A 14453-nucleotide genomic window follows, 5' to 3' on the forward strand; every position below is an offset into this window, starting at 1 on the left:
TGCTAATTTATAACTATGCATCAGTTCCGAAACGTTCTTCGCTCAGTGCTGCCGCCATTAGCGCTTTGGTGTATTCCTCATGCGGATTATCGAAGACCTGCTCTGTATCACCTTGCTCCACGATCTTACCGTTCTTCATCACGATCACGTAGTCTGATACCGCCCGGACCACTGCCATGTCATGGCTGATGAAGATGTAGGAAAGTCCATAATCCTTTTGCAAATCGCGCAAGAGCGTGACGATCTGCTTTTGGACCGAGCGATCAAGCGCACTTGTCGGCTCGTCAAGTACGATCACCTTTGGTTTCAGGATCATGGTGCGTGCAATGGCGATGCGCTGACGCTGACCACCCGAAAACTCGTGCGGATAGCGATTACGCATCGCCGGGTCCATGTCGACTTCCTTAAGCGCTTCACAGGCACGGCGGTCGCGTTCCTTGGCCGACAGGTTCGGCTCATGGATCAAAAGCCCTTCGGTAATGATGCGGCCCACGGTCATGCGTGGGCTTAGGGAACCGAACGGATCCTGAAACACAAGCTGCAATTCGCGGCGCTTTGGCCGCATGGCCTGCGATTCAACAGGCAACTCCTTGCCAAGATAAGCCACACGTCCTTCGGACGGCAGCAATCGCAGGATAGCACGACCAAGCGTCGATTTGCCCGAACCGGATTCCCCAACAATACCGATGGTTTGGCCCTGTTTAAGCGTCAGTGAAACATCGTTGACGGCAGTGAGATAGGTTGCAGCACCCAGCCATGGTTTGTTGATAAGGAAGTTGACCTTCACATTATCAGCGCGGATGAGCACAGGTGCCTCATCAGGCGGTGAGAGCTTTTCGCCTTCCGGTTCGGCATCAAGAAGCATTTTCGTATAAGGATGCTTAGGCGCAGTGAAGAGCTTGTCAGTTTCGTTGGTCTCAACGACCTCACCATAACGCATGACATAAACCCGATCCGCAAACCGGCGGACAATCCCGAGATCATGCGTGATGAAGACCACGGCCATGCCGAGCCGCTTTTGCAGATCTGCCAGCAGGTCGAGTATCTGTGCCTGAATGGTGACGTCGAGCGCAGTCGTCGGCTCGTCAGCGATCAGAACATCCGGCTCGTTGGCGAGCGCCATGGCAATCATCACACGCTGGCGCTGTCCACCCGAAAGCTCGTAAGGATAACTGTCGATGCGGCGTTCGGGTTCTGGAATACCAACCAGTTTTAGCAGTTCAAGAATACGCGGACGCGCTTCCTTTTTGCTCATACCCCGGTGATAACGCAACGGTTCTGCCAACTGATCGCCGATGCGATAAAGCGGATCGAGTGAGGTCATCGGCTCTTGAAAGATCATTGTGATCTTTGCGCCGCGTATATTGTTGAGTGCCTTATCGGTCATGCCGATCAGGTCCTGCCCGCGATAAAGCGCTTGCCCTGTAGCCCTGCCGTTCTGGGCCAGCAGGCCCATCATTGCCATGGTTGTTTGGCTTTTACCGGAGCCAGATTCACCAACAATGGCTACCGTCTCACCAGCTTTGACGTCCAGATTGATGCCGCGCACGGCTTCAACTGGACCGTCATTTGTATCGAAGGTAACGCGCAGGTCGCGCACGCTCAGAATGTTTTCGTTCGTCATCTCAGCGATCCTTCGGGTCAAGGCTGTCACGCAGGCCATCGCCCAGGAAGTTCAGCGCAAACAGAATGATGGTGAGAGTTGCGGCAGGCCAGATCAATTGCCAGCTTGCGCCGCGCATGTTCTGTGCACCTTCCGAGATGAGAAGACCGAGCGAGGTGAGTGGGTCCTGCACACCGAGACCGAGGAATGACAGAAGGCTTTCAAGAAGAATTGCCTTGGGCACCAACAGTGTCACGAAGACGATGACCGGTCCGAGCGCGTTCGGAATGATGTGTCGTGTAATGACGCCACGTCGTGTTGCGCCTAGCGCTTCCGCTGCCTGCACGAATTCCTGTCGTTTAAGGCTCAATGTCTGCCCACGCACGATGCGCGCCATATCCAGCCATTCGGTTGCACCAATGGCAATGAAGATGATGAAAATCGACCTCCCAAAGAAGACGAGCATCAATATGACGAAAAAGATGAAGGGCAGGGAATAGAGAATATCGACAAGCCGCATCATGATGTTGTCGGCACGGCCACCGAGGTAGCCCGATATCGCGCCATATCCAACGCCGAGCACCAAAGCCATTGCCGAAGCCAACAGGCCGATAGCGAGTGACATACGAACGCCAATGAAAATGCGTGTCATCAAATCGCGGCCAAGATTATCTGTACCGAGTACAAAATAGTTGCGCGAGACGTTGAGTGTAAGCTTGCCCGATAATCCATCTGCAGCAAGTTCGATTTTCGGATTGCTAAACAGGTCAGAGCGCTGGAAATAACGCAACACGCGCTCATCGGTCGGGCGCTGGGCGGTGAAGTTAACCAACACACTGTTGCCGGTCAATTCCGGCTCCGCTGACGCGTCAAGGCGGGCGCGGGCAAGTTCACGTTCCAGTCCGGGCATAATCGTATCGGCACGCGGATATGCTTCCAGACTTGGAGCCACGCGCACGAACTGCGGATAGATTTTGTCATAAGGATGCGGGCTGATCATGGGTCCAAAAATGCCGACAAGTGCCAGCACGATGAGGACGATGGCACTTGTAACAGCCGCCTTGTTCTTGCGCAGACGCAACCAAGCATCCTGCCAGAGCGAGCGGCTTTGGACTGAACCCAATTTTTCTGTTTCCACGGCTGCAGTAAAATCAGTCATAGCGAACCCTCGGATCAAGCCATGCATAAAGGAGGTCGACGATGAGATTAAACACCACGACGAAAACGGAAATAACAACCACGGTGCCCATGACCATCGTGTAATCGCGGCTCAACGCGCCCTGCACGAAGTAGCGACCAATGCCGGGAATACCGAAGATGGTTTCAACGACAACAGAGCCAGTAAGAAGTGCTGCAGCTGTCGGGCCGAGATAGGAAACAGCGGGCAGCATCGCAGCACGCAAGGCATGTACGCCGACCACGACGCGCGATGGCAGGCCATAGGCGCGGGCGGTGCGAACATGATTGGCGCGCAAGGCTTCAATGGTTGCGCCGCGAACGAGGCGCGCAATAACGCCAACCTGCGGCAAAGCCAGAGTTAGCACCGGCAATATCCAGTAAGTGATATTCGCAGACGACCAGCCCCCGGCTGGGACCCAGCCAAGAATGACACCGAAAAGCAGGCTGAGGAGGGGAGCAACAACGAAGTTGGGCGTTGTGATACCGAAAGTGGCAAGTGCTACAACGAAATAATCAATGGAAGAATTCTGTTTCAGCGCTGCAATTGTACCGAGAAATGTTCCGATAATCGCAGCAAGACTAAGCGCCAAAGCGCCAAGCATGACCGAAACCGGCAGACCGGAAGCAAACAGGTCATTCACGGTAAAATCGCGACGCGTGAAGCTTGGTCCAAGATCACCACGCAGCAGATTGCCTAGATAAATCAGATACTGCTGCCAAAGCGGCGCATCCATATTATAGGCCTTCTTGAGGTTCTCAAGAATCAGGGGGTCGATCGGACGCTCCAGATCGAAAGGCCCGCCGGGTGCCAGTCTTATAAGGAAGAATGTCAAAGTCACTATGATAAAGATCGTGGGTATTGCACTACCCAATCGTCGGAGCGTGTAGCCCAGCATTTTTATTTCCCTTCTTTGCCGGAACACTCAAAATGTGATCCTGCAAATCCCATTTCCGCATAATTTTTAAATCGGACCCGATTGAAGAAAATTATGCAGCCTTATACGTTTTAGAGCGTCTTTTTGTGCGCCTTTAGGCGCGCGGCGCTCTAAGGGCGTTCCTGTTTTTGTTTAGCCTTTTATCGACAGCCAATGCGTGGCGTGCGAATTCATCAGGTTGTCGTCGTAGCCTTTGACCTTGTCGGCAACCAATGCGGTAGATGAATAGTAGAGCAGAGGAATAGCAGCCCCGTCTTGGAGCAAAATCTCCTCTGCGTTGGTGAGGATTTTCGCCCGTTCACCCAAATCTGCCGTAGTGGCTGATTTCATCATCAGCGCGTCATAATCCTTGTTCGACCATTGCGCATAGTTGAAGTAGCTGTCGCTCGCGAAGAGTGACAGAAACGAGTTCGGATCGTTGTAATCCCCAACCCAGCCATCGCGTGCGATATCGAACATGCCTTTTTGCTCAAGGTAATTGAAATAAGTCGTGCCATCGACTTCGTCGAGCGTAGCATTGATACCAATATCTTTGAGCATGTCGGCAATCGCCGCCATCGTGTTCTTGTGATTTTCCGACGTGCTATATTTCAGCACTATCGACAGACTACCAGGTGTGACGCCCGCATCTGCCAACAGCTTTTTTGCCTTCTCCTCGCGATCAAGAATGTCTTCTTTGGCGTAGCTCAGCTGCGGTCCGTCTTTGACGTAATTATTGATGCCGGGAGGCACCATCGAGCTGGCAGGGAGCATTGTACCGCGCCAAACTTCCTGTGCAACCAGACCTTCATAAAGATCTTTTAAAACACGGTATTCCTGAACCGTTGTAGTGAGCTGTTGATCCAGCGTTGATGGATCCATGTCATTTCCACGGTTAAGTACAATTGCAGCTGAAGAGGCGCTGCCAAGCGAAACCAGACAAACGCCTGTCAACAAAATTTCGCGAACCATCGAAAACTCCCATAAAACTTTAAAAATATACGCCCCATGAAAAGGGGCCCTCCGACCCTCCCGCGGTCGAAAGAAAAAGGGGCTGCGCCACTAGAGCGCCGTGTGCCCTTTCGGACGCACAAAGGACGCTCTAACTCATTTGATCTACACATCCTGCTTTTCAAAAATCGATTTCGATTTTTGGGCCGATGCTGGCGGCGCAGCCCGAATTGAAAATTACTGTTTGAACGAAAGCCAGCGGGTTTTGTGGCTGTCCATAATGTTATCGTTCCAGCCGTCGACCTTGTCGGAAACAAGAGCGCGCGAAGAATAATAAAGGATCGGAATATTGCTCATATCATCGAGTTTGAGCTGCTCAGCTTCGGCGAGAACTTTTGCACGAGCATCGAGATCAAGTATTTTGGCAGCTTCAGCCATTTTCGCATCATATTCAGGGTTTTTCACCTTGGAATAGTTGAAGCTGACATCGCTCTGGCTGATATAGAGGAAGTTCTGCGGATCGTTGTAATCACCGATCCAGCCGGCGCGTGCGATATCAAATGGACCATCTTCACGCAGGAAGTTGAAGTAGGTAGCGCCTTCGGTTTCGTTGAGCGTTGCTTTCACACCGATATTACCGAGCTGATCAGCAATTGCCGCCATTGTATTCTTGTTATTTTCAGATGTGTTGTAGAGCAACTCAATCGAAAGCGTGTTTGGTTCAACGCCTGCTTCCTTCAAGAGTTCCTTGGCCTTGTCTTCACGATCGAGCATATCGTCGGAATAGTCGAGCTTTGGCGCATCCTTGACGTAATGATTGATGCCCGGAGGAACCATAGAATAGCCCGGCAGCATGGTACCCTGCCAAACCTGATCGGCAATGAAGTCTCGATCAATCGCCATTGAAAGGGCCTGACGAACACGGGGATCTTTTAGCTTGCTGTCGGCAGTCTTGCCTTTGACTGGCAGATAGTAGACGCCAAGATATGGCGCCATGCGGAACTCTTTGGAGAGGTTCTTTTTCACATAATCCATCTGCTCAGCTGGAACGTCAGAACAGATCTGAACTTCCTTGGCTTCGAAACGGCGCATGCAGCTGGCGCGATCTTCGAATGGAATCCAGTTGATCGTATCGATCTTGACCTGATCCGCTTCGTAGTAATTCGGGTTTTTCTTCATGACGATCTTGTCGTTTGGCGTGAAGCTGACAAGCTCATAAGCGCCATTCGTCACCATCTTGCCCGGTGTCGTAAACTTGTCGCCATTTTCCTCAACGCTCTTCTGGTGCAGCGGGAAACCCGTCTGGTGCGTTAGAAGTTCAAGGAAATAAGGAGCAGGGGAGTTCAGCGTCACCTTCAGCGTGTGATCATCGACTGCTTCAACCCCAAGCTCATCAATTGGCTTTTTGCCACCAGCAACATCTTCAGCATTTTTGATCACAAACAGCATGCTGGCATAGCCCGCAGCGGTCTTTGGGTCCATCAGACGGCGGAACGCAAATTGGAAATCACCGGCTGTAACCGGATCGCCGTTCGACCACTTGGCATTATCGCGTAGGTGGAAAGTGTATGAAGTGCCATCTTCCGAAATATCCCAAGACTTTGCCACACCCGGTACGGCTTCGCCATCTGCATTCTGAATGGTCAGGCCGTCGTAAAGATCACGAAGCACATTACCTTCAGAAACTGTGGACGTGCGATGATGGTCTAGCGTTGCCGGATCGGTATCGTTGCCACGATTTAGAACAGTCTCAGCCGATGCCGCTCCCATCAGCGCCAGAAGACACACGCTTGTCAGTAAAGTTTTGCGAAACACGAAGAACCCCTCCTTGGTAATTTTTGAAATGGCGTGCATCTTATGGATAAGATTGACTCTTGCAAGAGAAGTTCTTAACGCATTGAATTAGTTGATGGATTTACTACGGTAACACTAATTTAGAAGGCAACAAAAATGGTACGCAGTAGCTATCAAACACGGATTTATGCATAGTATAAGACGTAAAAAAATCACGAAAAATCCTTATTTTGCGGCACTTTTGCGCTGCTGCTGTCAGCAGTTTTATTCAGTTCTTGACATACGATTCGCTTAAATTTTGATCAGCGATTTCGAGTTGTGGAAAACGTTGAACGTAAGCGTTGTTTACCCGATCATCGGGACATCACATTAAACTCGTCGCAGACGTTTTATCACAATAAGGCGCTGGTTTCTTATTGTTGAGTATGTTCCATAAGATAGATTATGCGATCAGAATGTGTAAGAGGGATACATTCTATTTTAAACTGCAACATGCCAATGAATTCATGGTGTTAGCCTTGGAGGCGATTGGATGTCTAATTGTTATTAGCAAAGCACTTTGGCCGAACGTTGCAGGCTATTTGCGCTTGAACAGCTCAAAGTCCCTCTTGGCGATAATGCGCGACTGATGGGCGTCATCGCTCGACGATCTATCGGGAGATCAGGCGCAACAGCTTATCGGTTGTAATGACGGGCTTTTTCTCTCCGGTTCATCTTATTCAACGATACAAGGATCATTTCGTCGACGAATTCATGCGCGGTTTGCGACTAAAAGTAGTATGGTGGAGTTCTAATACACAATTAGGTGTATCCAATCCCGGAATATCGGATACGCCCATGAACAAATTTGAACAGGTAAAACCTGCCGCTGGCTGGTATTTTATCGATGCTACCGCAGCAGTCGCCGCATGTTCGATATTCCTTTGACTAATGCCGGCAGCGTACTCGTCAGAGTGCTCTAATAGATTGTTTTAGCGAACAGTATTTCCGGAGACTTTTTCTCATTATTCGGATTGCGCTTCACTAAAGCGTTAAACAGATCACCAGGAGGCCATCATGACAGCAGAAAATATCAACAATACTACAGAGCGAGCCCTGCCCATCAATCCACAACACGACGAGAAGCACGCTGCCAGTAAAGGTGAACTGAAAAAGGCTCATCATCAAATGACAGCACCATCAAAAGATTGGACGAAACTGGCCAATATCTTAAGACGTTCATGCGGCGGTTTTTCCCGCTCACGTTCATCGCGTCTCACGTCCATACCAAGCAAACGAAACGAGAAATAATGCCGTGTTGGCGCACGACGGTTGTCGTAGACACTACTATTCAGACATCTGGAACGAGAAATAAGACTTCCAGAATATCCTCAATATCTATGATAAATGTGAGTTCCAGCCGCGATCCCATGCCGGTTCCCCACTGAAATTATCGGCCAGATAATCGACCAGAGCTCTGACCTTTAGAGCCAGATGTCGGGCCGGTGGATAAACCGCATAGATACCAAGTGGACTATCTTCAAACTCAGCCAGCAACTGTTGCACTTCACCATTACGAATAGATGGACCGGCTATAAAAGTCGGTACGTGCGCAACCCCCAGCCCAGCGGAAGCAGCTTGCAGACAGGCCTCGCCATTTGAAAACTGAAGTCGTCCGGCAATGCTGACAGATTGTATTTCTCCATCCGGTAACGGCGCAAAACGCCAGACGAACGGCTCGCGGAAATTCGTATCGACGATACAACTATGTCTGGATAGATCGCGTGGATGCTGCGGTGCGCCCTGCTCCCGAATGTAATCCGCTGCGGCTACGAGCACAACGCGAGCATCGCATAATCGCCTTGCAATAAGCGTGCTGTCGAGCGGTTTTCCTATCCTGACGCCAATATCAAAGCCCTCGTCGACAAGATTGACGATACGGTCGGAAAAGCTGACTTCCATCTGAATGTCGGGAAATGCCTTGGCAAACTTAAGCAACACAGGTGTCAGCTGTAGCGTTCCGAAGGACATGGGCGCAGTAAGCCTTATTCGCCCACTCGGCGCCCCGGATGCATTACGTACAGATGCGTCCAGCGCATCAAAATCATGCAATAACCCTTTGATCCGGTGATAATATGCATACCCAACCTCGGTCGGAGAAAGCGCTCTGGTGGTCCTCTTTATGAGTTGAACGCCGAGAGCTGCCTCAAGTTTGGATATGAGCTTGGAGGCCTGCCCGCTGCTTGTGCCGAGGCGCTGAGCGGCTGCGGAAAAGCTGCCCGTATCCAGTACGGCAACAAACATCCGCTCACTATCAAGCCGATCCATAACTGTTTCCATTCTGACTATTTTTACACATATTTTGCGTAAAATAGCCAGAATATGGAAATAATCAAAGCAGCCGTTTAGATTTGAACGCTGGCTATCCCGGGTAAATCAGGGCCAAGCGGTACAATACCTGTCGGGTTCAATGTCTTGATTGAATAATAACCACGCTTAATGTGGTCGACATTGACTGTTTCGCGGACACCCGGAATTTCCAGAACACGCAACAGCCACGCGCTCAGACCCGGATAATCCGTAAGTTGGCGAAGATTGCATTTAAACAAGCCAAAATACGCTGCATCAAACCGTATGAGCGTCACAAACAGCCTGATGTCCGTTTCCGTCAGGCTCTCGCCAAACAGGAATGGACCCTTTCCATCAAGCTTCTCCTCAAGCACGGCAAGCGCCTTAAATACGTCGCGGAAAGCTTCCTCATAAGCAACCTGTGTCGTGGCAAACCCCGTGCGATAAACACCGTTGTTGAGACGAGGATAAATGTACTCGTTCAATGCATCTATTTCTGGGCGCAAGGCTTCCGGATAGAAATCGAAACCCGCGCTGGCAAGGTCACCAAAACCTGAGTTCAGCATCCGCAGAATGTCGGCAGACTCATTATTCACGATAGTTTGCTTATGCTTGTCCCACAGCACAGGCACTGTGGCGCGGCCATTATAATGCGGATCGGCTTTCGTGTAGATTTCATGCATGTAGGTGGCGCCATTGACAATATCGCGATCTGCGCCGGGATAATCACCAAACCGCCAGCCTTGATTGGTCAGAGCAGGCTCCACCACAGATACAGAAATAACATCTTCAAGCCCCTTAAGCTTACGTCCAATCAACGTGCGCGAGGCCCACGGACAGATATAAGCAACATAGATATGGTATCGGTCAGCTTCCGCTTTAAAGTCCGCCTCGCCTGTCGGTCCCGCGCTGCCGTCAGGTGTTACCCAGTTTCGAAAGCCTGAAATCTGGCGCACGAAGCCGCCTTTTTCGTCCTTGGCTTGCACCGGCTGCCAGTCTTCTGTCCACTTACCATCTACAAGCATGGCGCTTATCCTTGAAAATTGTCGTTAGAATTGCGGAGAGTTCCCTCCCCGCAAATCCAGCAAATGGCGATGTCTGCTATTTAGGCAGATGCACTCGGCTTCACAGCATAGGCGCCATTGCCACCCAATGCCACGACGATAAGCCCTACGATCCAGAATGCCGGAAACTCCCAACCGCCATTAGCATTGGTGAAGAAGAACCCGGCAGCACCGTGAACCGTAAAGATTGCGCCAAGAAGGATCGGGATCAGAGCGACGGCCGCAACACGTGGATAGATGCCGATAATCAGTGCTGCGGCACCGATCAATTCCCAAAGAATGGTGGCATAGGCAAACCAGCCAGGCAGACCGAGCGATCCGAAAAATGCTGCGGTTCCCGCAGGTGTGAATACAAAGATTTTCAGTCCAGCATGGGCAAGGAAAAGAATGCCTAGTGCGAGACGAAGAAGGAAAATTGCATAAGGGGCGGTACGATTATCGATCACGATAGACCTCATTTCCAACAATGAATGTTTGAGACCAAACATGCCGAAAAGTTTGTGAAATGATTAGATAGTCGTTACGAATTGAACTTCTTCCAAAATGGAAGAAATCAAAAATGGGCGCATTCACGCATGTTGAGCCATCTTGCAGTGGAGGCGAGATCGCATTAACAACAGCCTCATTCTTCTGGAGAATTTTCATGGCAGGTGGACGCCAATCTATGCCGCCGCTTAACGCGCTCGTCGTGTTCGACAGTGCTGCGCGTCTTGGCAGCTTTTCGCGCGCGGGTCTGGAACTCGGCCTTACTCAGAGTGCTGTCAGTCGTCAGATTGGCAAGCTAGAAGCCTTTATCGGCTCGAAGCTGTTCAATCGCCTCCCCGTCGGCGTTCAGCTGACCACTATGGGTGAAAGCTACGCCTCCGATGTCAGCCGTTTGCTTGGTGATTTGACCGCAGTCACCGACGGTCTGCGTGCATGGACCGGCCCTCGACAGATCACCATCGCCTGCTCACGTGGGATTGCCGATCAATGGTTCCTGTCGCGTGTAGGAATGCTTAAAGCAGAAATTCCCGGTATCGAAATCCGGCTACGCGTAACCGACGATGTGGCGCATTTACGTCTGGACGAATTTGACCTGGCCCTTTTCTATCGCAAAGAACGCCCCATTGGAGTGAACCTCACAGTGCTCGGACGTGAAGAAGTCGTTCCGGTTTCAGCGCCCGGCACAGCCAGTATCATGGAGCAGGAAACACCTGTTCTTCTTTCAATAGAAGATACAATGCGCGAATGGCAGGGCTGGCCGGAGTGGTGGCAGGATGCCCGCCTCTCTCCTCCTCCCGGCGCACTTGAATGGCGGCTAGGTGACTATGGCCTCTGCGTTGCAGCGGCTACACAAGGTATAGGCATTACACTTGGCTGGACATGGCTCATCAAGGAGCAGCTTGCGGCAGGTACGCTTGTACCTGTCCACGACCATATGATGCGATCCGACGCCTATTTCTACCTGATGCGGCCTGCTGACCGTCATCAGCGCAAAATTGTGCGCGAAGTGTCCGACTGGCTGATCGCCAGCAATGGAACAGATGTAATCACATAAAGATGATCAGCTTTATTCCGCAGGCGCCATCGCTGCGCGGCGGCGCGCTATCACACGGAAACGCACATAGCCAACAATTGTAAAGACAAGCCACGCGATTTGCGTGATGATGGAACCCAGATTGAAGTTCCACGAAAGTGAATAGATCAGCGCTATACCGCCCAGGATATTAAGCACCGTGATGATGGCATCGTCCACCGTGTAAATCCGCAGCTGAATCAGGGCATAAGCAGAAAGATAAAAGACTGCGCCCAACAAGCCAACGATATCCGGCAAACCCATTTTGATCTCCACGATCAGCAAGAATTCAATCGCAGAAGCCGCTTCTTTTACAGAAGAATATGCCCCCGCAGGTCACTGTGGAGTGCTCCTTTATTCCTGTTCGCGTAAAAGCCAAGAGGACATTTGGCATGGGGGTATGCATAAAAGTCATACCAGAAAAACCGCCTAGAACCCTTGAAAACTTAGGGATGTGTGGGCTAGTCCAACCCGCAAAATCGAATTAGCTATGCATAAAATACAAGCTAAGACTTCAATAGGGGTAACGCATGACTGAGCACCGTAACGATTTTAACCTCTCCCGCCGCACCTTCATGACAGGCGCCGCAGGTTTTGGCCTCATCGCCGTCACCGGCATGAGCGGCCTGATCACCTCGCCGGCAGCCGCCGCAACGGAGGGCACCCCACAGAAAGGCGGAGTTCTTAAGCTCGGCATTGGCGGCGGCTCCACCACCGACAATTTCGATCCGCGCCTTCTGAAAGATTGGGTTCCAGTCAATCAGGCTTACATGCTGATGAACGGCCTTGTCGAAATCGACGCCGACAACAAGGCCGTGCCTGAGCTGTTCGAAAGCTGGGAACCATCAGCCGACGCCAAGGAATGGACCTTCAAGGTTCGTCAGGGCGTAACCTTCCACAACGGCAAGACGCTCGATGCCGACGACGTCATCTATTCGATCAACCTGCATCGCGGCGAAACCACATCCGGTGCGCGCTCGCTGGCGTCAGAATTCACCGATGTCGTCAAGGTTGACGCTGGTACAGTCAAGATTGCGCTGAATAGCGGCAATGCTGATCTGCCTTACATCCTGTCAGACTACCACTTCCTCGTGGTTCCAAAGGACTGGACCGATTTCAACAAGCCGGTTGGCACCGGACCTTTTGTCTTCGAGCGTTTCCAGCCAGGCGTGCGTTCGCGTTTCACGCGCAATGAAAGCTACTGGAAGCCAAATTCGGCATGGGTCGATGCGGTTGAAGTGATCGTCATCAACGACGTGTCTGCCCGTACCAACGCCATGATGTCCGGTCAGGTCCACGCCATCAACCAGCTCGACTTCAAGACCGTCGATCTGTTGAAGCGCAACCCGAACCTCAATATCGTCCAGTCTTCTGGTGGCCAGCATTTCTCTTTCCTGATGGATTGCACGCAGGCACCATTTACCGACAACAATGTCCGCCTTGCAGTCAAGCATGCCATCGACCGCGATCAGCTGCTCAAGACCGCTTTGCGCGGATATGGACGACTGGGCAACGACAATCCCATTCCAAGCACTGACCCGTTCTTCGACGCAGCACTGCCACAGCGTGCCTACGATCCGGAAAAGGCCAAGTTTTATTTGAAGCAGGCTGGTATGGATTCGCTGAAAATTCAGCTGTCCGCCTCGGATGCCGCCTTTACTGGCGCCGTCGACGCAGCAGCTATCTTCCGCACCGCCGCCGCCAAGTCGGGCATCGAGATCGATATCAAGCGTGAGCCAGCAGACGGATATTGGGACAATGTCTGGATGAAGGCACCATTCTGCATGTCCTATCGTGGTGGTCGTCCGACCGCTGATCAGGCCCTGTCGATCGCTTATGCATCCAACGCTTCGCAAAACGATACGCATTGGAAGAGCGCTGATTTTGACGCCAAGCTGCTCGAAGCCCGTGCAATGCTCGATCTGGCCAAGCGCAAAGAGATCTACGCCGAATTGCAGGCCATGATCAGCAATGATGGCGGCGCGCTTATTCCAATGTTCGGTGACTATCTCGACGCCACCTCCAAGAAGCTCAAGGGCGTGACTACGCATCCGATGTTCAACCTTATGGGTGCGCGTCTCGCGGAAAAAGTCTGGCTGGAAGCATAATGTTCGTTCTTATCCTCAAGCGTGTAGGGCTTGGTGCCCTCACGCTACTCCTCGTGTCGGCGTTGATTTTCGCCGGCACGCAGATTTTACCGGGTGACGTTGCCTCTGCTATCCTCGGTCAGAATGCAACGCCGGAAGCGCTCGCCACGCTGCGCGAAAGCCTCGGTCTTAATCAACCACTCCTTGCACGCTATTTCTCTTGGCTTGCTGGTTTCGTTACCGGCGACCTTGGCACTTCGCTTGCCAACCAGCAGCCGGTGGCCGACCTCCTGTGGCCGCGTTTCTGGAACACGATGGCCCTTGCAGCCTTTGCCGCTGTCGTCAGCGTTCCTATCGCTATTCTCCTTGGCCTTATCACTGCGGTAAAGCGTGGCGGTATTTTTGATCGTGTTATCAATATCGTAGCGCTGTTTTTTGTTTCTCTACCTGAATATTTCCTCGGTCTGTTGCTGATCCTGTTTTTGTCGATCCGCTTCAACATCCTGCCAAGTCTCGCCGACACGTATGAAGGCATGACGTTTCTCGAATGGATTCAGGCGACTGCCCTGCCCGCACTGACACTGGTTCTCGTCACCGTTGCGCAGATGATGCGTATGACGCGTACCGCTGTGCTGTCAGTCATGGACCAGGCCTACGTTGAAACGGCATATCTCAAAGGCCTGCGCACCAAGCGCGTTGTGACCAAGCACGCTCTCCCAAATGCGGCGGCTCCAATCGTCAATGTGGTGGCGTTCAACATTGCTTACCTCATCACTGGCGTGGTGCTTGTCGAAGCCGTGTTCAACTATAACGGCCTTGGCCGCTTCATGGTTGATGCAGTTTCCAAGCGTGACCTTCCACTCGTGCAGGCTGCGGCCCTCGTCTTCGGTGCGGCCTATGTCATTCTCAATATCATTGCCGATGTCGCTGCCATCGCGCTCAATCCGCGCCTGAGGCACCCACGATGAAAGCTAC

General features: G+C 51.8%; 12 protein-coding genes and 1 pseudogene. 4 read left to right on the forward strand and 9 right to left on the reverse strand.

What is annotated here, in order from left to right:
• Window positions 1-13 precede the first annotated feature (13 nt).
• The 5 genes and pseudogenes from OIV19_RS04665 to OIV19_RS04685 all read right to left on the reverse strand — a co-directional run bounded on the left by OIV19_RS04665 (window position 14) and on the right by OIV19_RS04685 (window position 6462).
• On the reverse strand, window positions 14-1624 hold the full coding sequence (locus tag OIV19_RS04665; protein ID WP_264230813.1) for an ABC transporter ATP-binding protein: 1611 nt from the start codon (window positions 1622-1624) through the stop codon (window positions 14-16).
• A gap of 1 nt (window position 1625) precedes the next feature.
• The gene (locus OIV19_RS04670) at window positions 1626-2762 is read right to left on the reverse strand and encodes an ABC transporter permease (RefSeq protein ID WP_151092339.1); all 1137 of its coding nucleotides are present in this window, start codon (window positions 2760-2762) and stop codon (window positions 1626-1628) included.
• Window positions 2755-3678: an ABC transporter permease gene (locus OIV19_RS04675; RefSeq protein ID WP_151092341.1), complete on the reverse strand. Its 924-nt coding sequence runs from the start codon at window positions 3676-3678 to the stop codon at window positions 2755-2757. Before OIV19_RS04675 ends, OIV19_RS04670 begins: the two co-directional genes overlap by 8 nt.
• Window positions 3679-3849: 171 nt before the next feature.
• A pseudogene (locus OIV19_RS04680) lies at window positions 3850-4497 on the reverse strand (ABC transporter substrate-binding protein); the annotation flags it as partial.
• A gap of 387 nt (window positions 4498-4884) precedes the next feature.
• Complete coding sequence (locus OIV19_RS04685) at window positions 4885-6462, reverse strand: peptide ABC transporter substrate-binding protein (RefSeq protein WP_264230814.1); 1578 nt, start codon at window positions 6460-6462, stop codon at window positions 4885-4887.
• Window positions 6463-7497: 1035 nt separating this feature from the next.
• On the opposite strand from OIV19_RS04685, the gene OIV19_RS04690 reads away from it, so the two are divergent.
• Window positions 7498-7731 carry a hypothetical protein gene (locus tag OIV19_RS04690; protein WP_151091491.1) on the forward strand — a complete coding sequence of 78 codons (234 nt, stop codon included), beginning with the start codon at window positions 7498-7500 and terminating at the stop codon, window positions 7729-7731.
• 87 nt (window positions 7732-7818) lie between these two features.
• Here the strand turns inward: OIV19_RS04690 and OIV19_RS04695 are convergent, their stop codons facing one another.
• The 3 genes from OIV19_RS04695 to OIV19_RS04705 all read right to left on the reverse strand — a co-directional run bounded on the left by OIV19_RS04695 (window position 7819) and on the right by OIV19_RS04705 (window position 10279).
• A complete protein-coding gene (locus OIV19_RS04695; protein ID WP_264230815.1) occupies window positions 7819-8748 on the reverse strand; it encodes a LysR family transcriptional regulator in 930 nt (309 codons plus the stop codon).
• 77 nt (window positions 8749-8825) lie between these two features.
• Window positions 8826-9794 (reverse strand): glutathione S-transferase family protein, encoded by a 969-nt coding sequence (locus tag OIV19_RS04700; RefSeq protein WP_264230816.1) that lies wholly within the window; start codon window positions 9792-9794, stop codon window positions 8826-8828.
• Window positions 9795-9874: 80 nt separating this feature from the next.
• Window positions 9875-10279 carry a DoxX family protein gene (locus OIV19_RS04705; protein ID WP_151091494.1) on the reverse strand — a complete coding sequence of 135 codons (405 nt, stop codon included), beginning with the start codon at window positions 10277-10279 and terminating at the stop codon, window positions 9875-9877.
• A gap of 197 nt (window positions 10280-10476) precedes the next feature.
• On the opposite strand from OIV19_RS04705, the gene OIV19_RS04710 reads away from it, so the two are divergent.
• The gene (locus OIV19_RS04710; RefSeq protein WP_151091495.1) at window positions 10477-11373 is read left to right on the forward strand and encodes a LysR substrate-binding domain-containing protein; all 897 of its coding nucleotides are present in this window, start codon (window positions 10477-10479) and stop codon (window positions 11371-11373) included.
• 12 nt (window positions 11374-11385) lie between these two features.
• Here the strand turns inward: OIV19_RS04710 and OIV19_RS04715 are convergent, their stop codons facing one another.
• Window positions 11386-11655: a CBU_0592 family membrane protein gene (locus OIV19_RS04715; protein WP_151091496.1), complete on the reverse strand. Its 270-nt coding sequence runs from the start codon at window positions 11653-11655 to the stop codon at window positions 11386-11388.
• 266 nt (window positions 11656-11921) lie between these two features.
• On the opposite strand from OIV19_RS04715, the gene OIV19_RS04720 reads away from it, so the two are divergent.
• Both OIV19_RS04720 and OIV19_RS04725 read left to right on the forward strand, forming a co-directional pair.
• Complete coding sequence (locus tag OIV19_RS04720; RefSeq protein WP_264230817.1) at window positions 11922-13499, forward strand: ABC transporter substrate-binding protein; 1578 nt, start codon at window positions 11922-11924, stop codon at window positions 13497-13499.
• Entirely contained in the window at window positions 13499-14446 is a 948-nt protein-coding gene (locus tag OIV19_RS04725; RefSeq protein ID WP_151091498.1) for an ABC transporter permease, read from the forward strand. Before OIV19_RS04720 ends, OIV19_RS04725 begins: the two co-directional genes overlap by 1 nt.
• The last annotated feature ends 7 nt before the right edge of the window (window positions 14447-14453 follow it).

It is taken from the genome of Brucella sp. HL-2, from assembly GCF_025846885.2.
Lineage (GTDB): Bacteria > Pseudomonadota > Alphaproteobacteria > Rhizobiales > Rhizobiaceae > Brucella > Brucella quorumnocens.